The sequence below is a fragment of the Klebsiella sp. C239 genome (genome assembly GCF_048822715.1).
Lineage (GTDB): Bacteria > Pseudomonadota > Gammaproteobacteria > Enterobacterales > Enterobacteriaceae > Klebsiella > Klebsiella quasipneumoniae.
The window spans coordinates 453563-479866 of the sequence record NZ_JBMEZK010000003.1 but is presented as its reverse complement, the minus strand read 5'-3'; the positions used below and the strand labels follow the sequence as shown (position 1 = coordinate 479866).

Genomic DNA, 26304 nt, shown 5'->3' with positions numbered 1-26304 from the left:
TTACTCGCTGACGGTGACGCTTTTGATGATCACATCGTCTTTCGGCACATCCTGGTGCATGCCGCTGCGGCCGGTGGCAACCGCTTTGATTTTATCAACCACGTCCATGCCTTCAACCACTTCCGCGAAGACGCAGTAGCCCCAGCCCTGCAGGCTTTCGCCGGAGAAGTTCAGGAAGTCGTTGTCAACCACGTTGATGAAGAACTGCGCGGTTGCAGAGTGCGGCGCCTGAGTACGGGCCATCGCCAGCGTGCCGCGGGTGTTTTTCAGACCGTTGTTCGCTTCGTTCTGAATCGGAGATTTGGTCGCTTTTTGTTTCATGCCAGGTTCAAAACCGCCGCCCTGAATCATGAAGCCGTTGATAACACGGTGGAAAATGGTGTTGTCGTAGAAACCTTCGCGGCAGTAGTCCAGGAAGTTTTTAACTGTTTCCGGCGCTTTGTCGTCAAACGTTTTGATTACGATATCGCCATGATTGGTGTGGAAAGTAACCATTTTTGCATCCTGTTCCGATGAGTGTGGTGCCAGCACCCGGTGTCGGGTGAGATATAGGGGGGTGTTATAGCATAACCGCGGGGGTCGATGCACCTTGCAATGTGTGCTGCGTCCTGTGTGAATTATGGGTATTATAGAGGCTTCATTACCCACACACGTCTACACGGAATCTTCGATGTTAAAAATTTTTAATACACTGACGCGCCAGAAAGAGGAATTTAAACCTATCCATGCCGGGGAAGTCGGCATGTACGTGTGTGGTATTACCGTTTACGATCTCTGTCACATCGGCCATGGGCGTACCTTCGTCTCCTTTGACGTTGTGGCGCGTTATCTGCGTTTTCTCGGCTATAAGCTGAAGTACGTGCGCAATATCACCGATATCGATGACAAAATCATTAAGCGCGCTAATGAAAACGGCGAAAGCTTTGTCGCGCTGGTCGATCGGATGATCGCCGAAATGCACAAGGATTTTGACGCCCTGAATATTTTGCGTCCCGACAGCGAGCCGCGCGCGACGCATCATATTGCGGAAATCATCGAGATTACCGAGCAGCTGATCGCCAAAGGCCATGCCTATGTGGCGGATAACGGCGACGTGATGTTCGATGTGCCGACGGACCCGAACTACGGTTTGCTGTCGCGTCAGGATCTTGATCAGCTGCAGGCGGGGGCGCGCGTCGACGTGGTTGACGTCAAGCGTAACCCGATGGACTTCGTTCTGTGGAAGATGTCGAAAGAGGGCGAGCCAAGCTGGCCGTCGCCGTGGGGCGCGGGCCGTCCGGGCTGGCATATCGAGTGCTCGGCGATGAACTGCAAACAGCTGGGCAACCATTTTGACATCCACGGCGGCGGTTCCGATCTGATGTTCCCGCATCACGAAAACGAAATCGCTCAGTCCACCTGCGCCCATGACGGCGAGTACGTTAACTACTGGATGCACTCCGGCATGGTGATGGTCGACCGCGAGAAGATGTCGAAATCGCTGGGCAACTTCTTTACCGTCCGCGACGTGCTGAAGTATTACGATGCGGAGACGATTCGCTACTTCCTGATGTCTGGCCACTATCGCAGCCAGCTGAACTACAGCGAAGAGAACCTCAAGCAGGCGCGCTCGGCGCTGGAGCGTCTGTACACCGCGCTGCGCGGGACGGACAAATCCGTCGACGCGGCGGGCGGCGAAGCCTTCGAAGCACGCTTTATCGAGGCGATGGACGATGACTTCAACACCCCGGAAGCCTACTCGGTGCTGTTCGATATGGCGCGCGAAGTAAACCGCCTGAAAACCGAGGACGCGGCCGCGGCGAACGCCATGGCGGCCCACCTGCGTAAGCTTGCGTCGGTGCTGGGGCTGCTGGAGCAGGAGCCGGACGCCTTCCTGCAGAGCGGCGCGCAGGCTGACGACGCGGAAGTGGCGGAAATTGAATCGCTTATCCAGCAGCGTCTGGACGCGCGTAAAGCGAAAGACTGGGCGGCGGCGGATGCGGCGCGCGATCGTCTTAACGAGATGGGGATCGTGCTGGAAGATGGCCCGCAGGGCACCACCTGGCGCCGGAAGTAAGTCATAAAAAAACGCCCGCTTAAGCGGGCGTTTTCCTTTTCGCGGTCAGGCCGTGACGGTTACGCTCTGGCCTTCAAAGCTCACCGTCTGACCGGCGACGATTTTGCAGCGTTTGCGGGTTTCCACCACGCCGTCGACTTTTACCAGCCCGTCGGCGATGGCGATCTTCGCCTGGGCGCCGCTTTCGCTCCAGCCTTCCAGCTTCAGCAGATCGCACAGCTCAACGTGCGGGTGTTTTCCTAAGGAAAATGTCGCCATCTCAGGCCTCCTCAACGTCGTGGTACTCTTCGCACGCCTGCAGCGTGTTCTGAATCAGGGTGGCGACGGTCATCGGGCCAACGCCGCCGGGCACCGGGGTGATGTAGGATGCGCGTTCAGCGGCATCTTCATACACCACGTCGCCGACCACTTTGCCGCTTTCCAGACGGTTAATGCCGACATCGACCACAATCGCCCCTTCTTTGATCCATTCGCCAGGAATAAAGCCCGGTTTACCCACCGCGACGATCAGCAGGTCGGCGTTTTCGACATGATGGCGCAGGTTTTTGGTAAAGCGGTGGGTGACGGTGGTGGTGCAGCCGGCCAGCAGCAGCTCCATGCTCATCGGGCGGCCGACGATATTGGACGCGCCAATGACCACCGCATTCAGGCCGTAGGTGTCGATATTGTAGCGCTCCAGCAGCGTCACGATACCGCGCGGGGTACACGGCCGCAGGCGCGGCGCCCGCTGGCACAGGCGGCCAACGTTGTAAGGATGGAAGCCGTCGACGTCTTTATCCGGCGCGATGCGCTCGAGAACTTTGACGTTATCGATCCCTGCCGGCAGGGGCAGCTGAACCAGAATACCGTCGATGGTCTTATCGGCATTCAGGGTGTCGATAAGCTCCAGCAGCTCGGCTTCGCTGGTGGTTTCCGGGAGATCGTAAGAGCGGGAGACGAAGCCCACTTCTTCACATGCTTTGCGCTTGCTGCCGACATAAATCTGCGAGGCCGGGTTGCTGCCGACCAGCACGACGGCCAGCCCAGGGGCGCGTTTTCCGGCCGCAACGCGAGCCTTCACTTTTTCCGCAACCTCAGAGCGAACCTGCTGCGCAATCGTTTTACCGTCAATAATTTTTGCTGCCATCAGAGAGAGGATTCCATCTGTATCTTTACGAAAGGGGGATGAGGATATTTTGTCAGAAGCCGGCCTCGCTGTCAGTCCTCGTTTGATGTTTTATCCTGTCTGGGGCAAATTTAGCCGGTTTTTGACCCTTTTCATTGCATGGTTATTGGTGTATTGCGCCTGGCCACTCAGTCGATTTACTGGCGTAAGAGCCCCGGTGGTATGCTTCTTGTACAGTTGGCGGAGGATATTTCGCCAGCGTCGTATAAGCCCCGCAGTTTCCTGGCAAAATGGATTGACTCAACCGACGTGGACCGTATAATTCCAGGCGTTTCACTCCGCGAAGCACTCGCTTCTCAGGGCGCCCTTAGCTCAGCTGGATAGAGCAACGGCCTTCTAAGCCGTAGGTCACAGGTTCGAATCCTGTAGGGCGTGCCATACTCACTTCTCTTAACGTCTCCTGAAGTCTACTCAACCCAGCATACACGCGGCATTCGCCAATATCTCATTATCTCAACGTCTACTATGGTCTATTGAAATCCACATTCATGTGGGGGTACATTTGGGGGTAGATTCCTGTTCAATGAAATGAGATACCCCCAAAATGAAGCTCACAGCCCGCCAGGTCGACACATCCAAGCCCAAGGACAAACCCTATAAGCTGTCTGATGGCGGTGGTCTTTACCTGTTGGTGAACTCCAATGGTTCGCGATACTGGCGCCTGAAGTACCGCATCGCTGGTAAAGAGAAGTTACTGGCTTTGGGGGTATATCCTGATGTTTCACTGGCCGATGCTCGCCAGAAACGATCGGAAGCAAAGAAAATACTTTCTGCTGGTGGGGATCCGGGGCAAGAGAAACTGGAAGAAAAGCAGGCAAGGGTATTGGCTGCCTCGAATAGTTTTGAACATATGGCGAGGGAATGGCATGAACATAAGCTCCCTTCATGGTCAGCTGGTTACGCAGAAGACATCCTTGAATACCTTAAGAAAGACATTTTCCCTTATATCGGATCTCGGGCTATCACAGACATTAAGCCGGTGGACATGCTGGGCGTTCTGCGCAAGATGGAACAGAGGGGGGTTCTTGATAAGCTCAAAAAAACTCGTCAGGCCTGCCGGCAGATCTTTACCTACGCTGTCGTTACGGGTAGGGCCGAGCATAACCCTGTGGTTGATCTTGCCAGTGCGCTGAAAGCACCAAAGCAAAAACACTTCCCTCATTTATCGGTTGAACAAATACCTGACTTTCTGCGAGCTCTGAACGACTATAGCGGCAGCGTGGTGACTCGAAATGCTACCCGTCTGCTTATGCTTACTGGGCTCAGGACAATTGAGCTCCGTGCTTCTGAATGGGTTGATATCGACTTCGATAAAGGGATCTGGAATATCCCAGCAGAGAGAATGAAGATGCGGCGGCCACATCTCGTTCCTATCTCAACTCAGGTTTTCGAACTGCTTGAAGAAATCCACCAGCTTACCGGTCGAGGGAAGTATGTTTTCCCCGGACGGAATGATGCCGGCAAGCCAATGAGTGAGGCCAGCATTAACCAGGTGATTAAACGAATCGGTTATGACGGTAAAGCGACCGGGCACGGCTTCCGCCATACTATGAGTACCATCCTCCATGAACAGGGATATAACACCGCCTGGATTGAAACGCAGTTGGCCCACGTCGATAAGAACTCAATCCGCGGGACATACAACCACGCTCAGTATCTGGACGGCCGGCGGGAAATGCTCCAGTGGTATGCCGACTATATGCAGGCGCTTGAGAGCGGTGAAAATGTGGTGCATGGCTCGTTCGGAAAACGTGCCTGACTGTATGCATAGACAGTACATAAAGACGATAGTAGACTTAGGTAGACGAACAAAGAATAGGCTATGTCTAGGCTGATCCCCGAAAACCCGCACACCTCTGCGGGCTGGCATAGCCGCTTATACTAGGGGGCGTGAGGTGACGCATGAGTCAGATAAATGGCATAGATTTAATTAGAGATTTGGAAGCACAGTCTAAAAAGTACATGTGCTTAGCTGATGTATTATTATTTCTTAGCCTTAAACTTAATTGCGACGCGTCTGTCGCTGCTGAAATACTTCTTGGCCGCATACCTATGGAGCAAGGTATAAACCCTCCTTATTTCGGACAAAAAATAGGTATGGCTACTTTTAGGCAGTCCCCTAATGATCCTCTTCTTTCTGGATTGTTAGAGGGTGTTATTGTTGGAGCAGATACTGCCTTTGAAGATAGCCCTTTCAATGAAATGGCGTTTTCTAAACAATACTGGGATTATTCATTTATTGTGAAGGAGTTGGAGCAGGCGATATCCTTCAAATTGGACGCGCTTTCCCAAGAGTTACCTGAATATCTAAAACCTTATAAAACAAGAATAGGTATTCAACTAACTGAAGTTGCAAATATTATGGCTGGTTGTAAACCAAGAGATATTATAAATAAACTTCCTGAAGCTGAAATCATTGGTAGCTTTACGGCATCGTTGTGGGATGCTGTTGATCATAATGTTTTATCGGCAACAAATGAGGTTATTGATTACGGTTACAATGAATCTAACCGTGTCGATGTTACTTTGTTAAAAGATGAAGTTACTGAATGGGCAAAGAAGCACGGTATAAATTGGCCTTTTGAACTATCAACCAAAACAGGCGAACGTGATTTAGCGGAGGATAGTGCCCAGACCATTAAAAGGTTAATGGCTGAAAATGATGAGTTGGAAGATGAATTGATAGATCTAAGGTTAAGCTCGCCAATTTTTTTAGGGAAGTTCAGGCCAGATGATCCATTAGATATCGCTATTAAACTACGTAATGCTGAATGGGGAGCCTTCAATGAAAATGTGCGTTCTACTATCCCATCAGCAGAGTACCTCGTCGCAAAATTAAAAAGTGAATATGCGATGTCCGATGCTCTGGCTAAGGCTATTGAAAAAGTGGCCTGCCCGATTCAGAGGTGACCCCATCACACTGACCCCTCAGCCCTGACCCCTCAGCCCTGACCCCTCAGCCCTGACCCCAATCAGGGCTTTTTTGTGCTTACCCTGAGGGCGAATATTACCTTTTTACTCTTAACCCTCATGGTGATTCTTCATCATCTCTTGGACAAAACACCCTAACCCTTAGTGTGAAAATATGACTACTTGCCATTAGGGATAAGGGTGTGAAAAAAATAGGCATTTATATGCCACGATATATCTCGTAAACCACTATAGACTTTACGAGGTCAACATGTCTCACAATCTAATTCGACTCCCTGAAGTACAGCGCCGCACTGGCTATAGCAAAGCGTGGATCTATAAATTGCTTAAAGAGAAGCGATTTCCTGCGGCAGTTAAAATTGGTTCTCGTGCAATCGCATTTGTAGAAAGTGAAATAAATGATTGGGTGAACCAGCGTATCGCTGAATCTCGCGGTGAGGTAGTGTAATGAAAAAGAAAAACCGCCCCGAAAAGCAGGCGGCTAACTCAGATATTCGCACCTCTGATATTACGCCGACCACCAGCCCTGTACAAGTACCTAAGCGTACCCCAAAAAAGCATCGGGCCCGCGTTTATATGTTGCGTACCGGCTTTGAGGGATGGACAGAAAACGATATTCTGCGTTACTGCCGCCTTTCGTCTGGCAGGAACTACGCTAGTGAAATTGAGCGTCGACTTAATATTCAGTTAGAACGTATCGACGAAAAGAACCCTGACGGTATCGGCTCACACCTCCGGTACCGTTTTACCGGGCGCGGTGACGTTCTAAAAGTTATTCAACTGGTAAACAGCAATGCTGCTGCTGGTGGTTATTACGGCCTTTCTGAGCAGGATATCACCGACATTCTGAACCTCTACCCGGACAACTTCATCGCCGCATAACGGAGCCGACAAAATGAAAATCGAAAAAAGCAGATTCAATTCTGAGGGCGCCCCTCAACCTGTAGCCAGCCAGAAAGAGATATTCCAAGCCGAAGAGAGCGATATTTCAGTTATTAAATTTGAGGGGTATACCGTGCGCATTGTGAATGTTTACGGTGAGCCGTGGTTCGTTGTATCTGACGTCTGCCAGGCGTTGGAAATCAGCAATCCAACCAGTGCCGTTTCCTCTTTGGACTGTGACGAGGTAATGACCCTAACTTTAACTGAGGGTCATTCGGGTAAGCGCGGCGGGGCGCGTAGCTGGAATATGGCCGCAGAATCTGGCTTCTATAAACTGATCGCCCGCAGCCGTAGAGCCTCCGCGCCCGGTACGTTCGCCCACCGCTTCAGTAACTGGGTATTCCGCGAAGTCATCCCTTCCATTCGTAAAACCGGCTCCTACGGTGTGCCGTTCGCATTCCTGAATGACCATACCCGCCGCAAAGAGATTTACACGAAGAAAGCCAGCAAGCGCGGTAAAGACCTGCAGTCGTGTAAAGGTGAGAAGGCCCGCCTTGCTGCTGAGGAAATCGAGCTATGGCGTAAGTATCAGCCTGGATTGCCGGAGGTTCATTAATGGTTAAGTCCACCAGCACGCCGCTGCCAAATCACTCCTACCGCGACGCTCACGGCCAGATGGTGAGCGTGACCGCTGTAGCGCATAACCGCGTGACGTTCTATCGCGAGGGCTATAAGTTCCCATGCGTACAGCCCATTGAGCGCTTCATGAAGGAGTACACGGAGGTAAAGCAATGATTACCGCCGCCCGGCGTAAAAGCCTCTCTCTGGCTGGCCTGATGTTTGTAAAAGTTAATGCTCTGCGGGTGGTGCGCCACAGCGGGAACCCGTCAAAACCTGTCATTCTGTGGGCCACTGATAGTGGCTTTGTTGAAGTGTATTTCGAGACAAGTACGCGCGCGGGTAAGCGTTCGGAAACTGACTATCTGGAAGATAGCGTGTCCGGCGCCGGCGGTGGATGCGGGGCCCATCACACCGCCAGCTATAAATTGCCGCACCGTGACAAAAAGGGCTTGCGGACTGACGGTATCCCGGTCTATGGTTATAGCGCACCAGCAAAATCTGGTGCCGGGATTGGCGTCCTGGTAATTCGAATGGCGACACATGACGCGCCTAGCGTCTTTTTTTGTGCCGTTAGTCTGACTCACCCTTTTTTTGAGCGTTGGGATATAATCCAGCGCCTCGCAAGAGCAATGGTGGCTCAGGCAGGGGCTTCTTCGGAAGCGCCGGTATCCATTCGAGCCGGTTACGCCAACCCTGCTTGGGCTACCACCAGTGAAATTGGCGTTTCCGGTGGTAGCGTTACCCGCTATCGAATGGAGGCTGCCGCATGGCTACTACCCTCACCCAAATTCCGCAATTTATCTGGATTATCGCCGCTGTTCGCCGCGATATGCCGACAATTACCGCAAAAATTCACCATATCGCCGCACCTTCTGAGCGTGAAGCCCGCCGTTCTCTGGTTCGGGATCACGTCTGCTTTTTCGCTGGTCGCATCCGTCTGGAGGTGGCTCATGCGTAACTATTTCCGCATCACCGGCTACGCCGTCAATAAGCGCGGTTTAACGGTTGGTATCGGCTATCAGCTCATATCCAGCGACACCAAAACAGCAACGGCCCACGCAGTGCTTCAGGCGCAGCGTGAAGGTCTCAGCCATGTGCGCATTACCCGCGTTCGGGAGGTGGCTGCATGAGCCTGTATAACGATTTAGTTCGCCACGAGTTCGGCAAAGGCGTCACCGCTGATGAGCTGGAAAGCATTCAGAACCGCAAAGACGAGGGCGTGAGTGATTTGATGCTCGGCATTAGTGCCATTGGCAGCCTGATGTTCTGGGCTACGGACAATGGCAACTACACCGAGGAAACCGCAAAGGGAGACATGCGCAAAATAGGCGCAATGCTGGGTACGGTTGGTGAGGTGGTGCTGGCGCTGAACGATACCGCAGCGAACGCGGGTGTATGTCGTTCTGACTGCGGGAAGGAATCAAAGGTGAGGTCAGCCAAATGAATATAAACGCTATATACCGCCATCCTGCCGAGCAAGAGGCCGAGGCAATGCTATCCCGTGTGCAACCTTATCCGGAAGATTTTACGCTGGCAGAGCGTACCGCGGAACGCATGACCCGCGCCCGCAATGGGCTGGCTCACGTTATGACTGATTTAGCCACTCAACTAAACGATGAACAGGCCGAATTCGTGTATTGCTGGCTGAGTAAAGTCCTGACGATTGTCGATATGGCCAGAATTGATGCGGAGGGCAGCGCATGAATACAGTCGCCGTAATTGAACCAGAAACAATCCCGACAGGTGACGCAACGGCAGCGGTGCGCTATGCCAGTGAATTGCTTGAGTTATGGAATCTTTATCTGGACGGGCCATTACGTGCCGCCAATCCGCTTTATGGTGCCAGACTTGCGACATTAATCACCGAATTGAGATGCGCAACCATTAGAACCGAGCGCAAAGTTAATCGCCTGGCTGATGAACTAACGAAGATGCGCGAGTATCGGGAGGGCAGCGCATGAGCAAGTTATCCCTGATTGATTCAGCCTGCCGTATCAAGCAAGCGCAGCAAGTTCTTTCTCTTTGGCTTGAAGCACCGATTAAAAAAGATAGCGGCACGGATCATCTTATTGGCGCAGTCATTACCCTTCTGGATGGTATCCCCGAGCTGATGGATTCAGTAGAAGGCGAGTTAGTTGATATGGATTTGAGTCTGGACGGCAAAGCATGAGCAACGTAGAGAAATTCACACCGGGAAATGACGACGTATTACGCGCCGAAGCCACACCGCACGGCGTCAATATCATGACCCGCAATGATGCCGGGGGATTTGAGCTGGTTGCTCTTATCAGCTACGAGAGCGCCGTGAACGGCCTTGACGCCGGAGAGTACGACGACAAGCCAGATATCGGATACGCCATACATTTTGCCGTTGCTGATGGCGGGGCGCGTGGCTGGTTCGACTTTACCGCGCAGCATAACGTCACTATGTGGCGCTGGCTGATTGCTGCGACGTTCATTTCTGAGATGAAGCGCGAAAACGGCACAACCACCATCACGGAGGATGACGGCAAATCGTCGCTGGTGACGTTTTATTCAAATGGCACGGCGGGGATTGTGGTTTACCCGTTCGCGGAACGTCTGGCGATGGCTAACAACATGGAGGGCGCAATGATTGAGCGCTACGGCATTGAGCAGGGAACAGCGAACGCCATTGTTTTTTATCAGGCCATGATCGACACGGAGCGCGGGGAATTGACCCCGTTCGGGCGTGAAACGCTGGCAGAGCTACACGATGGATTCATTGCCGATCTGAATGAAAACGGCTTGCCTGAAATGCCAGCGGCGCACTGAGGGAGGTAACACGAATGCGTAATATCGACCTTATCCGCGAAGTGACCAGCGCCGCAGCAGGGCGATGGCCTTATGTGCTGGCCGGATTGTCTATCGACGTTCCTGATTCATCGCGCCGCCATGCCCCCTGCCCTGCATGTGGTGGGAAAGACCGTTTCAGATTCGACGACAACGGGCGCGGCAGCTTTATCTGCAACCAGTGCGGCGCGGGCGATGGCTTAGACCTGATTAAGAAGGTGAACAACTGCGACACCACGGAGGCGGCACAGCTTGCCGCTGATGTGCTGGGTATTGATTACCGGGCCGCAGAATCAGCACCAGACGCTGCCAGCCAGAGACAGAGGCAGTTAGCCGCAGACCGCCAGCAGCGTGAGCAGGAGCGCCAGAAACAGGCAGCAGAGGACGCAGATCAGCGAAGGGCTACGTTTGCCCGTCTGTATACCGGAATGCGCCTGAGATCCATACAGGGAGAATCTGAGTACCTGCAATCAAAAGGGCTGACCGGGTTTAAATACCCGCTTATGCCCGATGGTTCGTTATTGCTGGAGCTGGTGGATGAATCCGGCGCAGTCACAGCCGCGCAGACCATCACCCCGCAGGGAGAAAAGCGACTCATTAAGGGATCGGCAAAGCGCGGGGCATATTACGCCGTAAACGCGCTGGAACGGCCTCAAAGCGTCGTGATTGCCGAGGGGCTGGCTACCGCTCTAACGTGTCACTTAATTCGCACAGACGCGCTGACAGTGGCAGCAATCGACGCGGGCAACCTGCTGCCCGTCGCCGAAGTCATGCGCCGGAAGTACCCACAGGCACAAATCATCATCGCCGCTGATAACGACCACCAGCAAGGAGGCCCCGAAAGTGGGGGCACCAATACGGGCAAAGACGCCGCAGAAAAAGCCGCCTTATCCGTGGCTGGCTGGGTATCGCTGCCCCCGACCGACAACAAAACCGACTGGAACGATTACCACCAACAGAACGGGCTGGAAGCCGCTACAGCAGCCTTTAACGATTCGATGTATCAACCGCAGGGGGAAAGCGTGAAACCGCAGTTACAGGCCATTGAGGGCGGTAAATCCGGCCAGCCAGAGAAAGATCCGCTGAAGCCGCACGTTGAGAGCCGCGCAGACGGCGTTTTCTGGGTTACGCCGAAAGTGGATAAGGACAGCGGCGAGGTTATCAACCAGGAGGCGTGGTTATGTTCTCCGCTGGAGGTGGTAGGTACCGGGCGGGATGATAAAGACCAGTACCTGATTATCCGCTGGCAGGCATTCGGGGTCAGCGCTCTCACGACGGCCGCAATCCCCCTGGCTGATATTGGCGAGCGTGAAGGCTGGCGCACCCTGAAGGCGGGCGGGATTAACGTCACCACCAAAAGCAGCCTGCGCGCGATCCTTGCCGACTGGCTACAGCGCAGCGGCGCGCGGGAGCTGTGGCGCGTTGCCCACGCGACGGGCTGGCAGTGCGGGGCATACATCATGCCGGACGGCGAGGTTATCGGAACGCCGGAACATCCGGTGCTGTTCAACGGCCGCAGCTCGGCGGCGGCCGGCTACACCGTCAAAGGCACCGCTGAGGACTGGCGCGGCAGCGTGGCGCACCTGGTAGCCGGTAACTACTCCATGATGACTGCGACCGCCGCAGCGCTGGCGGCGCCGCTGATTGGCCTGGCGGGCGCCGATGGCTTCGGGATCCACTTCTATGAGCAGTCGAGCGCGGGCAAGACCACCACGGCGAACGTGGCCAGCAGCCTGTATGGCAACCCGGATTTACTGCGCCTGACGTGGTACGGCACGGCGCTGGGGCTGGCGAACGAAGCCGCCGCACACAATGACGGCCTGATGCCGCTGGATGAGGTCGGCCAGGGATCCGACCCGGTAAGCGTGTCGCAGTCTGCCTATGCGCTTTTTAACGGGGTTGGGAAGCTGCAGGGTGCGAAGGAGGGCGGCAACCGGGACTTAAAGCGCTGGCACACCGTGGCAATCAGCACCGGCGAGATGGATTTGGAAACCTTCATCGCGGGCGCCGGACGCAGGACCAAAGCCGGGCAGCTGGTGCGGCTGCTGAATATCCCGCTGAGTAAGGCGGTTCACTTTCACGAGCACCAGAACGGCAAGCAGCACGCGGATGCGCTGAAGGAGGCATACCAGCACCACCACGGCGCCGCTGGGCGGCAGTGGATTAAGTGGCTGGCCGACCACCAGCAGCAGGCTACAGAAGCTGTCCGGGGGTGTGAGGCCCGCTGGCGCAGCCTGATACCTGCAGACTACGGCGAGCAAGTACATCGCGTAGCCGCCAGGTTCGCTATTCTGGAGGCGGCGTTGCTGCTGAGCGCCGGCATCACCGGCTGGGATGCACAGACCTGCCGGGATGCGGTACAGCACAGCTATAACGCCTGGCTGCGGGAGTTCGGCACCGGCAACAAAGAGCATCAGCAGATCATCGAGCAAACGGAGGCGTTTCTTAACGCCTACGGCCTGAGCCGGTTTGCGCCGTTTCCTTACAGCCCGGCCGACCTGCCAATAAAAGAACTAGCCGGCTACCGGCGGCGCCAGGGGGAACACGACGAGAGCCCGATATCGTTCTATACGTTCCCGGCAACGTTCGAGAAGGAAATCGCCGCGGGCTTTAATCACAAGCAGTTTGCCGAAGTACTGAAAAGAGCGGGAATGCTGACGCCGCCGAGCAGCGGACGCGGATATCAGCGCAAGTCTCCACGTATCCAGGGGAGGCAGATCAACGTTTACGTCCTCAACTACCTGCCGGAGGACTACAACCAGCCAGAGGAATAGTATTTCTCACATACGAGTAAAAGGTGTTGGTTCAGTCAGTTCAGTTGGTTCAGTAATTAAAGGTTACTGTTTTATAAGCATTTTAATTATGAATCTGAACCAACACTGAACCAACAAATGCCTGTTTTGAACCAACGCCTGCGCGTAGAGTTTTTTCCCTGGCAGGCGGTGAACCAACAGAATGCCCCGCTGAACCAACGCAAAATTGCTGAAGTTGGTTCAGGAAAACCCAGTAACGGCGCGGGCTGGCGGGCAGTGAACCAACTGAACCAACACTATTTCTGTTTATTATCAGAAAAAAACAGAGACTGGCCGAGAGAGGTGAGCATGACAGCACAAATTTCAGCATACGGGCGGCTGGTGGCCGACCCTGAGACCCGGACAACGGGAAAAGGTACGAGCATGGCTATGGCCCGGCTGGCGGTATCGCTGTCGTGCAATGCCGCAGCGGATGGGCAGGCTACCTTCTGGCTGGGCGTCATTGCCTTTGGGAAGCAGGCCGATGCGCTGGCCAAACACCAGAAAGGTGATCTCGTGAGTGTGGCGGGCAATATGCAGATCAATCAGTGGACGGGCCAGGATGGCGGTACACAGCAAGGTTATCAGGTCATTGCGGACAGTGTACTCAGCGCCGGAACGGTACTGTACGTGATCATCGCCTCACGCCGCACAAAATGACGAAGGTTTTGATGCCCTCTAAAACGAAGCCAGAAGCTCTACAAGAGGCAATGATTTAAGACGCATCCTGGTATACGGCGATTTTGGGTGTTTTTAGGCGATTTCTAAGGCCATTTTGATGGTGTTAGCTTCAACCAAGAGTTGAAGGATTACCTTTCAGGTAATACACTCACCCAATAGCAGGAACTTTACATTTGCCCAAATTGCGTTTTTAAACTTGAACAGTACCAACAAAGAGAAAAAATTTATGAAATTCACTAGCATATGTTCAGCGGAATTGCCAGGGATTGATATCTCTGTCAAGGAATGCGTCAATGCCGGTCTATGGTTTCTCTTTAAAGCGAATGCTAATGATGCGCGAGTATGCTTTTTCTTGAAGGTAGAGAAAGATATCTTCGCACTTGGAGGAAAAGGAGAGTTGCTGACTGATTTTCCATTAGAAAACATAGAGATGAATGAGTTTGTTTATTTCGACGACCTTCCGAAACCAATCTCATTAAGTAATCAATTCGCCGCAAGATAATGAGTTCAGCTGAGTCTATTCGACTCAGCCTCTTAAGTGGGCTGAAACGTGAGTTTGATACTAAGCAGAACAAAATGGGTTTTGTTTCTTTCTACTTCTGAACATGATCCTGAAGATAGGCACATCCAAGACTTAGTTTATGGTTTGATGTGCCTTGAAAAGGCCGGGATTTCTTCAGCTGATATATTCATATATGTGGATGGACAGAACCGCCAAAACATAATCAACCTTTTTTCTATAGCTACACAAAATCAGTATGCCATATCCCGTACTGATGATTTTTTTTCCGATTTGCAAGCTAACGTTTACGAAAATCTTGTTATGTTTGTTACTGGCCATGGCAGCGAGAGAGGGATTGATGCCGCTGTACCAATTACGCCTTATATGCTTATAAATGCATTAAAGGCAGCACCTAATCTGGATAAGGTTGTCGTTTATCTTGGTCAATGTTACGCAGGTGTTTTCAACTATGTTAATGCCGGACGTGGAAGAGGTAATGACCGCCATTCTCCTGATATTATTCTAATTGGTGCGACAAACTTGCATGAAAGCCTAAGCTCGCCAACTCAAGAGCAGTTTCCAAATGGTAATCTTCTGTGGGTTGCAAACCTGTTTCTCTTGCATGTGTTTCGGTGGATTTCGGAACCACACGATATTGATGGCGATGGGCACAATACTATAATGGACTCGTACAAATATGCTGGCGTCGGTTCCAATAGGCACAACAAACAGTCTAAAACTAATAGCTTTGGAGACATGGTTGATGCACATGTTATTCATAAACAGGCTGCCCATAATGCCAGCATAAGAACGGGTAATCCGCAGACCGATGCTCAGAATCAATTAATATTTATGGCTGCTCGGTCTAAGTACTTTAGTTTGTTAAGTGTAAATTATGTGCACCAGGAGTGTTGGATTTTAAACTCTTACCCGGCACAGCAACTCGAAATTTAACATAAACTTGAACTTTAACCCGCCATCCGGCGGGTTTTTGCTTTATGGTTCCTGCTCACTTCCCAAGTAGTGCTGATAATCCTGCTGTCGTCGCGGCTTGTACCACTGTTTTAAGTGCTTCCGTCGACATTTTGCTGAGAGTTGATTTGGCCTTTTCCTTCTGCTCATCGTTCATGTTTGAAATCGCGATGAGGTCTTCGAGGACGACAACAGCATCACGATGAAACTTGATGGTCTGGACGTTTAGGATGGCGCCCAAACCGCCGTCGTCGCGAATAAAATCTATACCTTTGCTCGTGATTTTCGTGAAAGAGTCTATTACGTAGGGAAGTCGTCTACCTATTTCATTGCTCAGTTTTACCTCAATGAGTCCGTGACCAGCAAGATAAAGTATGTTGGCAGTAAAGGTATTCATACCTCCAAATTTTTCGGAAAACGCCTTTGAGAAACTACTATCGGCAGAATCCGGGTAAATGTCGCAGAGGTGCTGGAGTAGCTCCCGTTGGATGTTGCGGTCAAACTTATCCATGTTGATTCCTTGTTTCTGGTTTACCATTCAAACTACCCTGAAAGCGCATCGCCGAACATCCTGATAAACGATCAGGTGGTTTTGTCGTTCACTCGCATTCCTGATAGGATTAGTCCGAATAACTCAAAAAGGGATGATCAAGGAAATGAAGAAAATTTTAGTCGCATCAGCGATTGCTTTAACTCTGGCAGGCTGTGCTTCCTCTGGAAACCAGCAACTCAGCAAAGAAACTGAAACAAGCGTACAGTCAAAATTACAGGAAGGGAAAACCACCAAGGCAGAGGTCAAGAACACCTTCGGATCGCCTGATAACGTGTCTTATACCGACGGCGGAAATGAAATCTGGAAGTACTCCTTCGCTAAAGTGAAAGTTAATGGCACCTCATTCATTCCGTTCTACGGGCTTTTCCATAACGGAACTAATGGAACTAAGAAAGAGTTGACGATCCTGTTTAAGGATGATGTTGTGGCGAAGTATACGATGGCTGAATCGGCCATTAATACAAAGACAGGGTGGGCCGATTAAGCACAAAGATAACCTCACTTCGGAGAGGTTTTTGCTTTTGATGTTAGGTGCGTGGCAGTTTGAGCGTTTCACGTAGAATCATACTGCCCCATGAAAATGCCCATATTTTATTTATAGGCAGAAATGGTGTGTTCTGACTATGTATGGCAGAAATGATGTGTTCTGCCTATAGATAGGCAAGCTTGATGTGTTCTGCCTATAAGGACTGATAGCGCTCGAAAATTGTCGTTGAGAACGAGCTGTGGTAAACACCCACCAGCCCGCGCGGAAGATTTCGGCGGCCTTCACAAAGCAGTCGGGGAGACCCGGCGTCGCATGGGGATTGCTCAGCCAAACTGCGAGGCGTTCATGTTAAAAACAAGTCGATGAAAGTGGCTGTATTGGATTAGTCTTCTTCGATGTTACGATAATACTTTATTTACTTTTGGGGATAAGTTGATGTCTGTATGGCACATCATTGTTTTGATATTCGCTATGATCATTTATGTTCTTCCCGGCGTTATAGCCAGTTCAAGGGAGCATAAAAACGCTACGGCAATATGGGTGCTAAATATTGTCCTGGGCTGGAGCTTCTTGGGTTGGATAGCCGCGCTTGTCTGGTCCTTCACAAACCCAGGAGTGGTAAAGCTCGAACCACAGGTGCTTGGTGTGGAATCTGCTGGCGCTGGTTCAGTAGGCGATACTAAAAAATGCCCGTATTGCGCAGAAACAATAAAAAAAGAAGCAATATTGTGCCGATTTTGCGGAAAAGACCTACCATAAGTATTAATCATCCAGAAATAGAACCCCGCTTCGGCGGGTTTTTTTGTACCTTTATGTTTCATAAAACGCAATGCTTGCCATTTATGTTGCATAAACTACAATATAAATTGACTGTATAAATATCAGGGGTAAGCAGATGAACCGATCACAAATCACGGTAGCACTTTGCCGGGAGCATCTTCAGTCCATTCGTGAAATTCAGGAAGAGGAGCGCAAGCGTTCTCCGATTGGTGTAGCACCAACGGTAAACGCTATTGCCCGCGCATTGGTCGCTAAGGGCCTTGAATCCGTTAAGCGGGGTGGGTGATGGAGCAACTACAGAGATTGGCTGAAGTTATTGCCGAAACCTATATTCGCGATCTGCGCCGGGAAACTGGCTCCAACATTATTAGCATTGGCGGTGTAAGTGGCAACGTTGAAAAACACCTGCTCGCCGCGGGGCTTGTCGATAACACAATATATGCCGCTAAAGATGAATATGGCGCGACATTTGAACGAGAAGCCTATCGCATGTTAATGAATTTTATATCATTTGATGGCCCTGAATATCGCCTTACCGAACATGGTCGATTAGTCATAAATCTTCTGAACACCAACGCTCTGAAAAAAAACAAAGTAAGAACCCTACACTGAGGCGCTCATGACAACTGATTTTGGCAAATACACCATTGAGATTGAAGCCGATGCGGCCAAACTGCTGGCTGGTCAGGCGAGTGCAGATACAGCTTTAAAGCAAATTGAAAACTCAGTCAAAAAGACAGCTAACTCTGCTGACAAGCTAGATAAAAGCCTGGATAACTTGGGTGGAGGGTTTTCGCGCCTTGCTGTGGCCGTGAAAGGATACATATCAATTCAGGCGCTGATAAAGCTCCAGCAGCTTTCTGAGGAATTCACGCTACTTCAGGCGCGAGTAACGCGTTTATCCTCTAGTTCAGAGGAAGGGGCGCGGAGCTTTCAGCAGCTTGTGAGTATTGCTTCGACAACCGGGGCCAGCCTTGGGGATACCGTCAACCTCTGGCAGCAACTCACCGCCACACTGAAAACCGTAGGTGCTACTAACAGCGATGTTAACCGGCTCGTGATGACGCTGCAAAAGATTGGCACTATCGGTGGCTCATCGGCTCAGGAAATGGCTAACGCTCTCAGGCAATTTATGCAATCGGTAGCGTCAGGAAGAATTCAGGCGGAAGAGTTTAACTCGGTACTGGAACAAATGCCTGAGTTGGCTCGACAGATTGCCGACGGCATGGGAATTCCGTTTAACGAGCTTCGACAATTGATGCTGGCCGGCAAGTTAGATATTGGTGAAGTGCTTGCGGCGATCGAAAGACGGTCGGATGAAATTAACCAGCAGTTTGAAAAAATGCCTCGTACCGTCACGCAGGCTACCAACGCGTTGGTTACTCAGTTTGGTGTGGCAGTTTCAAAAATAGATGATGCTATTGGGGCTTCACGCTACTTGGCGAAGTTATTAGACGGCGCCGCGCTAAGTATCAGCGTAGCAACCGGAAACGCTCCAGACGCTGTGATGCTAACTCAAAAGCTTGAGCAAAATACTGAGCAACTTGCTGTGGCTGAGTCTGATTTAGCTAAGGCGAGAAAGGCGGGCTTGGGCTGGGGAGTAAAACAAACAGAGCAAACGGTTGATAGGCTTAAGGCGGAACGTGCATTGATCCTAATGGCACGACAGGCAAGCAAAGACTCAAAAAGTGTTTACACGCCGTCTAAAGGGGAGAAGCCCGCATATATCACCAATCTCGAAAAGAAAACTGCAGAGAACAACGCCAATTCGATCATTAAATCTGGTCAAACAGTCGTCGATAAGCTCACCCAGCAGCGTGAACAGCTAAGCAAAGACAAGGCCAAAGGGCTGATTGACGATAAGAAATATGCTGATGCTGCTGCTGTTCTGGATAAGCAAATTGCCGAAGCCAAGAAAAAGCAGGATAAGCCTGCGAAGAATGCCTTTGCTCGCGGCGACGATTCAATCGACAACCTGCAGCGGCAGATTGCCGTTTTGACAATGCGCTATGACGAGAACACCAGAGAGGCCGCACAGTTTAATGCCGTGGCCGCTCTCGGAGCTAAGGCTACCGATGCACAGAAGGAAAGAGTGCGTGAGTTGGCCGGGCAGTTATTTGACGCTCAGCAGCGACAGAAAGACCTTAATGATGCGATCAGCAATGACCCGCTCAGGAAGGAAAATAAAGCCTATTCTGACGGCAGAGATCAACTTAAACGCCAGCTCGATGGCCAGATGATTGATCAGAAGACCTATAACCAGCAATCGGAGTTGATGGAACAGCAGCACCAGGTCAACCTAGCCAAAATTCGTGCGCAGCAGGTCGTTACGCCACAGCAACAGGCAGCCGGCGAGGTAGATCCAGTACAGCGCCTCGCTAACCAGCATGCTCAGGAACTTGAGCTTATTCAGCAGTTTGAACAGCAAAAGACAATCACTGAACAGGAAGCTTTAGCTCTCAGGAACGCTGCAAACAATACCTATGAAAAACAGCGAATTGAGGCTCAATGGGAGATATTCCGCAACCAAAGCACAACTAACGAACTTATGGCGGCGGCAGTTGATGGTTTTGCCAGCCAGGCCGCCAGTTCGATGACGGGATTAATCAACGGTACGCAAAGCGCCACAGAGGCTTTCAAGAATCTGGGTAACGCCATTCTTAATAGCGTCATTCAGGCTCTGGTTGAAGTTGGCATTCAATACCTGAAAAATGCTGCGATGGCGATGATAGCCGATAAGATGACATCTAACTCATCACAACAGGCCGGTGCGCAAACCGCTGCCGCGTGGGCTCCTGCCGCAGCCGCAGCCTCTATCGCTACATTCGGTGGCGCAGCTATCGCCGGTATAGCCGGCATGGTAGCAGCGTTCGCCATCGGTGCCGCTCTGGCCGGCAAACGAAAAAATGGCGGAACGGTAGGTGCTGGTGGCGCGTACCAGGTTGGCGAAGGGAATATGCCTGAACTCCTGCAGACCAAGAACGGGTTAATTATGATTCCTGGTGACCGAGGCCGAGTGTTCAGCAATAAGGATGTTACCGGTAGTTCTCCGACGATCCAGAAGGCGTCTACGGGTAAAGAATACCTACCAACTTCATCAGCATCATCCAGCCAATCGGGAGAGAACTCTAAGCGGCCGATACAGGTAAATATCCAGCTGATAGATCAGACAACCGGCAGCCAGCACAACATCACTGGCACTGACGCTTTCCAGCAAGGTGACGTGGTAACAGTTACTGGATTTCTCAATGACGTGGATACAGGCGGCCCAATGTCCACAGCGATCGCAGATGCGCACGGGCTTAGACGGCAGGCAAGGGGCGCCTTTTAATGTGGTCTAAGGGGGGAGGTAAACCCTCTCCCCATGCTTTACAGGACTGCCAGTTTAAGAGCATTTTCACCCGTCGGAAATAAGAGCTTTTTTCGCGTGAACGCAGCCAGTAAACAACCTACCCCATGAGAGGGTGACAAAAGTTGACATCGAAAGGCGATCCCGTGACTAACGACGAAAAGCGAAAACTATACCGTGCGTGGGCTGATGATATCGGCGCCGGAACACCTTTCCCGGACGCCTGCAGGGATATGACGTGCGGAGCGACGACGAGGAAAGGGACACCGTGCAAAATGACGGCGCTCTACGCTTCTGGGCGCTGCAAGTTACACGGTGGCATGAGCACCGGCGCAAAGACGCCAGAGGGTAAGGCCCGGCAATTAGAGGGATTCCGCCGCTGGCTGGAGAGAAAGCGGCAGGCCACCAGCCAGGGTGACAATACGCAGTAAAGTTCGCGCTGATGGTACGCAGTACGCAGAAAGGTACGCAGCAAAAAGAAGGTTTTTTCAGTGCGTACTTGTTTAAGTGTGTTCTGCGCGTGGCGATGTAAGTCAATGATTAGGCTTAATTATAGCGAAGAGCGATAATCGGGGTAGCGAATATGGGCATTACAGGCAGGGGCATGAACAATATTCGGCGCAACATCAATGCGCTGGTGAGGGACATCACCGGGCGGCGCTTACCGCGTGCAATGACAGCCGCCTTGCATGAAGGTGGGCTCGTAGCAGCAATCTATACGCCAGTTGATACCAGCACCCTGATTAACTCGCAGTTTAAAGAGGTTATCACCAACGGAACGCGCATCACTGGCCGCATCGGATATTCAGCGAATTACGCAATCTATGTCGCAGATCCGAATATCCCGCAGAAGTTCACCCTCCCCAGGGCCAGGAAGGAGTTTTTGCAGCATGGTGTTGCTGATGCAAAAACGCAGATGGAGGCAGCTTTCCTGCGAGAATTATCAAAACGCTGATTGCGGAGAAAACGAAACCGCTTACCCCATGAGTGGTTAACAATTATTAAGGTTACAGCAGCGATTATTAGGCCGTATCCTCAGTAACCAATTGTGCAGAACTCATATTATTTCGTATTCATTTGCGGATTTTTTAGCGGAGATCTGAGCCAATGAGAGAGCAGACGCGGGTTTACACCTCTGCGCTACCACGAATTAACCTCCAATTTCTGACAGATATGCAAAGAAAGCTGGTGGATTCGAGCCCGAAAACACAGATCTTTTGTGATACCGAGAGCGGAAGGGTGTACTTCTCTCTGGTTTCTGGCGGCTACAGCGCGACAATCAACGGGGTAACGCGGGTTATTGGCATCACGATTACCCGGGCAGGGTTTGGTTACCGGCGATGGTACATTTGCCCGCATTGTGGTGGCCGGGTTGCGAAATTATTCATTGGCCGGAAGGACGTAGGGTGTCGTAAATGCTGGAGCCTTCACTATGCCAGCCAGAGTGAAGATGAGGTCGCTCGCTTACGGCGGAGTGTGTGGAAGCAGAGGCATGATCTATGGGGGGATGATTACCCGCCCGCGGGCAGCCTGCTAAATAGCCCGCTCAAGTTTCCGAAGCCTGCCGGCATGAGATGGGATACCTTCGAGCAAAAGCGCTCTCGACTGCTAAAGACTGAATCAGCTTACTGGCGGTTGAAAGAACCGAGGGATGCTAAAGGGTTCGCCAGCGTAATGCGCAGAGCTGAGGCGTCAATTCGGTCATTTGAACGGGCATCGAAAAAGGCTACACCATGAGCACGCTAAGATTGCCCTAACGCTTACCCCATGAGCACGGCACGATTAGGGCAAGGTTAATTCCGGCTCTGAGCCGGAATTAACTAAAAACAGCCGGTTACCTGCCATATCAGGAGCGACAACGATGTTAGACCGCATAACACTGGAGTTAGCCATACAGGAGTTAGCCATACAGGAGTTAGCCATACAAGAGATAGCCAGGCAGAGCGGTGAAACACTTGATAACCACGCCCGCTACACCATTCGAAACGGCGTGGCGCAGGTGCTACAGGCCAAAGAAAGCCACCGCCGCAGGATGGTAGCGCCAGCCTACCAGTGGAAGAAGCCCACCGCGCCGCGCAGATAACATTACAGCGCCGCCGATAACTTCTCAGCATTGCGCCCCTGACGCTTCCAGGCGCTGTAAATGTCTTTATCCCACGCCTTGCCCGCTTTAGTCTGATAACCGGCCTCATTGAGCCGCTCAGCGATAATGCGGCCATTGTCGAACCCTTCCCTGATAGTGTCAGCAACAATCCCGATTACAGCCGCTTCATTGTACAGGGTCGGCGGGATCCCCTGCTTACCACCCGCCAGCGCAGCAGCCGCCACTTCCATTCGCTCCACCAGCTCAAGCATGCGCAGCTGTGGGTTGCTCTCCGGCTGGTTCAGTTTGCTGCGCAGGGCATCGAGCAGCCACGCTGTTTTGTCACCGCCCGCCGCCGCTACAGCCTGATTAAATGCGCCATGCAATTCAGCCGGAACGCGGAATGCTACCAGATTGGATTTGCTCATGAGGGGCCGCCATATCAGTATTTTCGGTCTATACAGTATACCACTGTATAACGATGTTATACGGATGAGGTTTCGCATAACTGACTGTTTTCTTCATCCATCCTCACCTTGGGTGTGTGGCGCTGGTGGCGTTATATCAGAAAGGTCAGAAATCTGCCCTTTAGAATCCTGTTCGAGTAGATGTGAGAAAATCTCATATGTAGGGCTGCTGGTTATCATGCAGAACAGATCCACTCGCAGTTATTCTGTGCTGACTAAAAGAGGAGAAATCTCCTCTTTAGACTCATGGATAGGGTACATGCGGGAATATCCCGTATGTAGAACCGGCTCAGTAGCTGAGCGAGACGGTATCCAGGCGGTAGGTATCCACTCTGGTATCCACCGAAAAGGTGGTATCTGAACGGATGCTGATTGAAACAAACGCTGAGGTTATTGTTGGAAAGCACTAAGTTCATCGATATAACTCATCTCGACGAGTTATATGGCCATTTATCCATGCCTCAATTTCATTAGATGGCCAGCGGACACTGCGCCCAATCTTCACTGGATGAGGGAAAGTACCTTCGCCCATCCATTTGTAGATAGCTGTCTTCCCAAACCCGGTTGCTTCAGATACCTGTTTCAGGTCCATAAGATAAATTTTCATCGGTTTCACCTCATAAACTGGGTGCAATGTTGGTTCACTCAGCTAAATGTTGGTTCAAAATCGGGTGGCGTTGGTTCAATTTTTTGAAAAATAATCAAATAAAACAATGGTCTTTACGTTTTGAGGCAACTGAACCAACCGAACCAACACATTTTGCATGTATATAGAGAAATTTTCCGTGTGTAAATTATGAAGCGGTTTTGGACGGGTGAATATTAGCGGTATAGCAGAAAGCTCCTGGCACCCAACATTGCGCGATAAATAGTCACTGTTCGGCCATAGAAAAATATATGGGGGTACATTTGGGGGTATGTGTGATTTTTATAACCTGTATAGTTAAATTAAATCAGTCTCTTACGTGTTAATATTGAATCCTGTAGGGGCCATTTTGAATCAAAACGTTATACCAATCTTCATCCAGACTATTTTCCTCTCTGTGTCGTCTTTGTGTCGCTGGCGGCAAAAATGGCGTCATTTTCATGGAGCTAGCGTCTCACACGTTACTATCCTGGATAGCGATTTTCCGTAATCTGGGCGCCTTATTGATTAATTTCATTTTCTGAAAAATATTTCTTCTGCATTAAAATGTTTGCAGGCAAATAATAAACAGGCTAACACTCTTCATAACTTTAATTTATGCTACCTGAGCTAGGTATCGCATTTTAAGCTGGCGCGAATGACAGTTGCTAAAGATCAATATTCAATGCTTTTTGAAAGCATACCCTCGATGTTCATCTTCGACCTGGAAAGATCCAAATGAACATCAAATTCGTCACCATCTCCGTATTCGCTGTTGTGTTTGTCTTTGCATCAGATATTTCTATCGCCAAACCGAATGCCTTAAGCGATGATCAGGTCAGGCAAAGAATTATTGATGACTCTGTCGCATCCTACCCCGGCACCTGTGCCTGTCCCTTCAATACCGCGCGGAACGGCAGCTCGTGCGGTGGCCGCAGTGCCTGGAGCAAAGCGGGTGGGTATTCACCCGTTTGCTACAAGAAAGAGGTAACAAAGGAGATGGTGAAGGCGTGGCGACAAGAGAATCAATGATAATAATTAATATCTGCACCAGGTGATTACTTCCACTGGAATAGTCGTTTAAATAATATTAAATGATTATTTCGAATACGGCAGGCCATTTTCAGTGAGCACTGTTCTGTTAGAGGGGGGAGAGGCCACGGCATATATTCTTTAACCTTGTGATATTTGACCCGAGCTAATCTATTTCCCCTCTCTGACAGTTTAAGTGTCCCGTATCCTGTTACGCAGAGCACGGGGTTACTCACACATAAGACACTTCCTCTTCTCACGACAAAACCGGTTCGGCGTGTTGTGTATGGAGACAGTCCCCATCACCGCAATCTGATAACAAAAAGTTTAATTTTTTTCCCCGCCGCGCTGACTATAGTTAGGGCACTTTCACTTGCCCAAAAGGTCACGATTATGAAATTAGTTATCGCCTCCGTAATTTCCCTGCTCAGCTTCAGCGCGCTGGCGGCGCCAGAGGGCACGCTCAGCGTACACATTCTTAATCAGCAAACCGGGCTCCCTTCGCCGGGGGTGCAGATTGAGCTGGATAAGCAGCAAGGGGAGAGCTGGCAGCATATCGCCACCGGCAAAACGGATGCCGATGGGCGGATTAAATCGCTCTATCCGCAGGCGGAAAATATGGAGCCGGGGGTGTATAAAGTGACGTTTAAAACCGGTGACTATTTTAAAAGCCAAAACATGAATACGTTCTTCCCGGTGGTTCCGGTTATTTTCAATGTCACAAAGCAAAATCAAAAACTGCATATCCCGCTGCTGCTCAGTCAGTACGGATACTCTACCTACCGCGGCAGCTGATAACTCAAGCCGTTATCCAGCCAACGCCTGCGGCTCCCGCAGGCGTCACCCTTTCCCTGCACAACGACGCCCACGCCTAACGCTTGGTCTCTTTCTCTTTAAAATGGTTAACGGCTTCGTCGTACATCGCCAGCAGGCCGGAAATATCGCCTTCATATTGCGGCACGCGCTGGGCGCGAACGAGCTCAATTATCAGCGCATAGGCTGCTTCTTCCGGGGCCGCATGTGGGTTGATCAGTCCAGACATATCACCTCCTTAACAGTGGGCCTTTAGCCTACCCCTCGCCGGGAAACCGCAACAGCCTGATATGCGACCAGTACTTCTTGTATGACTCTGCTGAAACTTCAGAGGCGAAGACCACGGCGGAAATCCATTGAATGAGGCGTTATCCAGGCCACTGGCGTGGCGGTTAGCGCTGCGTCTATACCGGCAGCAGGCTCATCATCAGCCAGGCGATAGCGATGCAGATGAGGGTCATCGACAGCACAAAATTCATGGTAGCTCCTCTTCATCCTTTCTTTACTCAGCGTAAATTTTGACAGCGCTGATCGCCTTTATCCTTGGCGATTTGTGCCGCTATCCAGCGGTGGGGTGGGGAAAGACGGCCTGTTTCCCCGGGAAGGCCAGCAAAATATCCTCTTTGTCAGCGTTATAGTGATGACATCAATGAATGAGCTGCATCACATTGGTTATGTTGGTCTTTCCGCCTGAAGAATGAC

34 protein-coding genes, 1 tRNA gene and 1 pseudogene are annotated in these 26304 nt (G+C 51.2%); 29 read left to right on the top strand and 7 right to left on the bottom strand.

Annotated features, from left to right (window positions below; all coding sequences use genetic code 11):
- Positions 1 to 495, bottom strand: coding sequence for a peptidylprolyl isomerase B (gene ppiB, locus ACOI6Z_RS11155; RefSeq protein ID WP_004151319.1), 495 nt, complete (start codon positions 493 to 495; stop codon positions 1 to 3).
- A 175-nt stretch (positions 496 to 670) separates the two neighbouring features.
- Here ppiB and cysS point away from each other — a divergent pair, with 175 nt between their 5' ends.
- Positions 671 to 2056, top strand: coding sequence for a cysteine--tRNA ligase (gene cysS / locus ACOI6Z_RS11150; RefSeq protein WP_004204706.1), 1386 nt, complete (start codon positions 671 to 673; stop codon positions 2054 to 2056).
- Positions 2057 to 2101: 45 nt separating this feature from the next.
- Here the strand turns inward: cysS and ybcJ are convergent, their stop codons facing one another.
- The gene (ybcJ, locus tag ACOI6Z_RS11145) at positions 2102 to 2314 is read right to left on the bottom strand and encodes a ribosome-associated protein YbcJ (protein WP_023326826.1); all 213 of its coding nucleotides are present in this window, start codon (positions 2312 to 2314) and stop codon (positions 2102 to 2104) included.
- A gap of 1 nt (position 2315) precedes the next feature.
- Positions 2316 to 3182 (bottom strand): bifunctional methylenetetrahydrofolate dehydrogenase/methenyltetrahydrofolate cyclohydrolase FolD, encoded by an 867-nt coding sequence (folD, locus tag ACOI6Z_RS11140; protein ID WP_004143017.1) that lies wholly within the window; start codon positions 3180 to 3182, stop codon positions 2316 to 2318.
- A 340-nt stretch (positions 3183 to 3522) separates the two neighbouring features.
- Here folD and ACOI6Z_RS11135 point away from each other — a divergent pair.
- The 18 genes and pseudogenes from ACOI6Z_RS11135 (at position 3523) to ACOI6Z_RS11050 (ending at position 15395) form a co-directional block, all read left to right on the top strand.
- Positions 3523 to 3599, top strand: a tRNA-Arg gene (locus tag ACOI6Z_RS11135).
- 166 nt (positions 3600 to 3765) lie between these two features.
- Complete coding sequence (locus tag ACOI6Z_RS11130) at positions 3766 to 4980, top strand: tyrosine-type recombinase/integrase (protein WP_040223834.1); 1215 nt, start codon at positions 3766 to 3768, stop codon at positions 4978 to 4980.
- 143 nt (positions 4981 to 5123) lie between these two features.
- Entirely contained in the window at positions 5124 to 6131 is a 1008-nt protein-coding gene (locus ACOI6Z_RS11125) for a hypothetical protein (RefSeq protein ID WP_052454837.1), read from the top strand.
- 271 nt (positions 6132 to 6402) lie between these two features.
- A complete protein-coding gene (locus ACOI6Z_RS11120) occupies positions 6403 to 6600 on the top strand; it encodes a helix-turn-helix transcriptional regulator (RefSeq protein ID WP_071717228.1) in 198 nt (65 codons plus the stop codon).
- Complete coding sequence (locus ACOI6Z_RS11115) at positions 6600 to 7034, top strand: hypothetical protein (RefSeq protein ID WP_060579243.1); 435 nt, start codon at positions 6600 to 6602, stop codon at positions 7032 to 7034. The genes ACOI6Z_RS11120 and ACOI6Z_RS11115 overlap by 1 nt, the downstream gene beginning before the upstream one ends.
- Positions 7035 to 7047: 13 nt before the next feature.
- The gene (locus ACOI6Z_RS11110; protein ID WP_060579242.1) at positions 7048 to 7650 is read left to right on the top strand and encodes a Bro-N domain-containing protein; all 603 of its coding nucleotides are present in this window, start codon (positions 7048 to 7050) and stop codon (positions 7648 to 7650) included.
- Positions 7650 to 7829: a DUF4222 domain-containing protein gene (locus ACOI6Z_RS11105; RefSeq protein ID WP_060579241.1), complete on the top strand. Its 180-nt coding sequence runs from the start codon at positions 7650 to 7652 to the stop codon at positions 7827 to 7829. The genes ACOI6Z_RS11110 and ACOI6Z_RS11105 overlap by 1 nt, the downstream gene beginning before the upstream one ends.
- Positions 7826 to 8368, top strand: a pseudogene (locus ACOI6Z_RS11100) (ash family protein); the annotation flags it as partial. The gene ACOI6Z_RS11105 and the pseudogene ACOI6Z_RS11100, both read left to right, overlap by 4 nt.
- Before the next feature lie 53 nt (positions 8369 to 8421).
- The gene (locus tag ACOI6Z_RS11095; RefSeq protein WP_029602707.1) at positions 8422 to 8613 is read left to right on the top strand and encodes a host cell division inhibitor Icd-like protein; all 192 of its coding nucleotides are present in this window, start codon (positions 8422 to 8424) and stop codon (positions 8611 to 8613) included.
- 168 nt (positions 8614 to 8781) lie between these two features.
- Positions 8782 to 9099: a ubiquinol-cytochrome C reductase gene (locus ACOI6Z_RS11090; RefSeq protein ID WP_080820522.1), complete on the top strand. Its 318-nt coding sequence runs from the start codon at positions 8782 to 8784 to the stop codon at positions 9097 to 9099.
- Complete coding sequence (locus ACOI6Z_RS11085; protein ID WP_080820520.1) at positions 9096 to 9359, top strand: nicotinic acetylcholine receptor subunit beta; 264 nt, start codon at positions 9096 to 9098, stop codon at positions 9357 to 9359. Before ACOI6Z_RS11090 ends, ACOI6Z_RS11085 begins: the two co-directional genes overlap by 4 nt.
- On the top strand, positions 9356 to 9616 hold the full coding sequence (locus tag ACOI6Z_RS11080) for a hypothetical protein (RefSeq protein WP_029497050.1): 261 nt from the start codon (positions 9356 to 9358) through the stop codon (positions 9614 to 9616). Before ACOI6Z_RS11085 ends, ACOI6Z_RS11080 begins: the two co-directional genes overlap by 4 nt.
- Positions 9613 to 9825, top strand: coding sequence for a hypothetical protein (locus ACOI6Z_RS11075; RefSeq protein WP_004866294.1), 213 nt, complete (start codon positions 9613 to 9615; stop codon positions 9823 to 9825). Before ACOI6Z_RS11080 ends, ACOI6Z_RS11075 begins: the two co-directional genes overlap by 4 nt.
- Complete coding sequence (locus ACOI6Z_RS11070; protein ID WP_040216511.1) at positions 9822 to 10448, top strand: hypothetical protein; 627 nt, start codon at positions 9822 to 9824, stop codon at positions 10446 to 10448. Before ACOI6Z_RS11075 ends, ACOI6Z_RS11070 begins: the two co-directional genes overlap by 4 nt.
- Before the next feature lie 14 nt (positions 10449 to 10462).
- Positions 10463 to 13240 (top strand): DUF927 domain-containing protein, encoded by a 2778-nt coding sequence (locus ACOI6Z_RS11065; RefSeq protein WP_420687303.1) that lies wholly within the window; start codon positions 10463 to 10465, stop codon positions 13238 to 13240.
- Between the two features lie 327 nt (positions 13241 to 13567).
- Entirely contained in the window at positions 13568 to 13918 is a 351-nt protein-coding gene (locus ACOI6Z_RS11060) for a single-stranded DNA-binding protein (RefSeq protein WP_420687359.1), read from the top strand.
- Between the two features lie 247 nt (positions 13919 to 14165).
- Positions 14166 to 14441, top strand: coding sequence for a hypothetical protein (locus ACOI6Z_RS11055; RefSeq protein WP_080820563.1), 276 nt, complete (start codon positions 14166 to 14168; stop codon positions 14439 to 14441).
- Between the two features lie 48 nt (positions 14442 to 14489).
- A complete protein-coding gene (locus ACOI6Z_RS11050) occupies positions 14490 to 15395 on the top strand; it encodes a hypothetical protein (protein WP_080820516.1) in 906 nt (301 codons plus the stop codon).
- A 55-nt stretch (positions 15396 to 15450) separates the two neighbouring features.
- Here the strand turns inward: ACOI6Z_RS11050 and ACOI6Z_RS11045 are convergent, their stop codons facing one another.
- On the bottom strand, positions 15451 to 15924 hold the full coding sequence (locus tag ACOI6Z_RS11045; protein ID WP_227515035.1) for a hypothetical protein: 474 nt from the start codon (positions 15922 to 15924) through the stop codon (positions 15451 to 15453).
- Positions 15925 to 16069: 145 nt separating this feature from the next.
- Here ACOI6Z_RS11045 and ACOI6Z_RS11040 point away from each other — a divergent pair, with 145 nt between their 5' ends.
- From ACOI6Z_RS11040 to ACOI6Z_RS11010, 7 genes are all read left to right on the top strand, one after another.
- Positions 16070 to 16450, top strand: coding sequence for a hypothetical protein (locus tag ACOI6Z_RS11040; protein WP_080820514.1), 381 nt, complete (start codon positions 16070 to 16072; stop codon positions 16448 to 16450).
- A 438-nt stretch (positions 16451 to 16888) separates the two neighbouring features.
- Positions 16889 to 17212, top strand: a complete 324-nt coding sequence (locus ACOI6Z_RS11035) for a superinfection immunity protein (protein ID WP_171996957.1) — start codon at positions 16889 to 16891, stop codon at positions 17210 to 17212.
- Positions 17213 to 17518: 306 nt separating this feature from the next.
- Positions 17519 to 17845, top strand: coding sequence for a hypothetical protein (locus tag ACOI6Z_RS11030; RefSeq protein ID WP_004848460.1), 327 nt, complete (start codon positions 17519 to 17521; stop codon positions 17843 to 17845).
- A gap of 7 nt (positions 17846 to 17852) precedes the next feature.
- Entirely contained in the window at positions 17853 to 20564 is a 2712-nt protein-coding gene (locus ACOI6Z_RS11025) for a tape measure protein (protein WP_420687301.1), read from the top strand.
- A gap of 251 nt (positions 20565 to 20815) precedes the next feature.
- Positions 20816 to 21013, top strand: coding sequence for an HGGxSTG domain-containing protein (locus tag ACOI6Z_RS11020; RefSeq protein ID WP_043906996.1), 198 nt, complete (start codon positions 20816 to 20818; stop codon positions 21011 to 21013).
- 152 nt (positions 21014 to 21165) lie between these two features.
- The gene (locus ACOI6Z_RS11015) at positions 21166 to 21537 is read left to right on the top strand and encodes a hypothetical protein (RefSeq protein ID WP_022615614.1); all 372 of its coding nucleotides are present in this window, start codon (positions 21166 to 21168) and stop codon (positions 21535 to 21537) included.
- A 906-nt stretch (positions 21538 to 22443) separates the two neighbouring features.
- The gene (locus tag ACOI6Z_RS11010; protein WP_040223860.1) at positions 22444 to 22665 is read left to right on the top strand and encodes a hypothetical protein; all 222 of its coding nucleotides are present in this window, start codon (positions 22444 to 22446) and stop codon (positions 22663 to 22665) included.
- 2 nt (positions 22666 to 22667) lie between these two features.
- Here the strand turns inward: ACOI6Z_RS11010 and ACOI6Z_RS11005 are convergent, their stop codons facing one another.
- Positions 22668 to 23093 (bottom strand): hypothetical protein, encoded by a 426-nt coding sequence (locus tag ACOI6Z_RS11005; RefSeq protein ID WP_040223861.1) that lies wholly within the window; start codon positions 23091 to 23093, stop codon positions 22668 to 22670.
- Positions 23094 to 23544: 451 nt separating this feature from the next.
- Positions 23545 to 23739, bottom strand: a complete 195-nt coding sequence (locus ACOI6Z_RS11000; protein WP_077256745.1) for a helix-turn-helix transcriptional regulator — start codon at positions 23737 to 23739, stop codon at positions 23545 to 23547.
- Between the two features lie 756 nt (positions 23740 to 24495).
- On the opposite strand from ACOI6Z_RS11000, the gene ACOI6Z_RS10995 reads away from it, so the two are divergent.
- Positions 24496 to 24789: a hypothetical protein gene (locus ACOI6Z_RS10995; protein ID WP_065812408.1), complete on the top strand. Its 294-nt coding sequence runs from the start codon at positions 24496 to 24498 to the stop codon at positions 24787 to 24789.
- A gap of 393 nt (positions 24790 to 25182) precedes the next feature.
- Positions 25183 to 25584, top strand: a complete 402-nt coding sequence (uraH, locus tag ACOI6Z_RS10990) for a hydroxyisourate hydrolase (RefSeq protein WP_008805473.1) — start codon at positions 25183 to 25185, stop codon at positions 25582 to 25584.
- 76 nt (positions 25585 to 25660) lie between these two features.
- On the opposite strand, the gene ACOI6Z_RS10985 is transcribed toward uraH, so the two are convergent.
- Positions 25661 to 25831 carry a hypothetical protein gene (locus ACOI6Z_RS10985; RefSeq protein ID WP_023288674.1) on the bottom strand — a complete coding sequence of 57 codons (171 nt, stop codon included), beginning with the start codon at positions 25829 to 25831 and terminating at the stop codon, positions 25661 to 25663.
- Positions 25832 to 26155: 324 nt separating this feature from the next.
- On the opposite strand from ACOI6Z_RS10985, the gene ACOI6Z_RS10980 reads away from it, so the two are divergent.
- Positions 26156 to 26296 (top strand): hypothetical protein, encoded by a 141-nt coding sequence (locus ACOI6Z_RS10980; protein ID WP_065812409.1) that lies wholly within the window; start codon positions 26156 to 26158, stop codon positions 26294 to 26296.
- Positions 26297 to 26304: the final 8 nt, after the last annotated feature.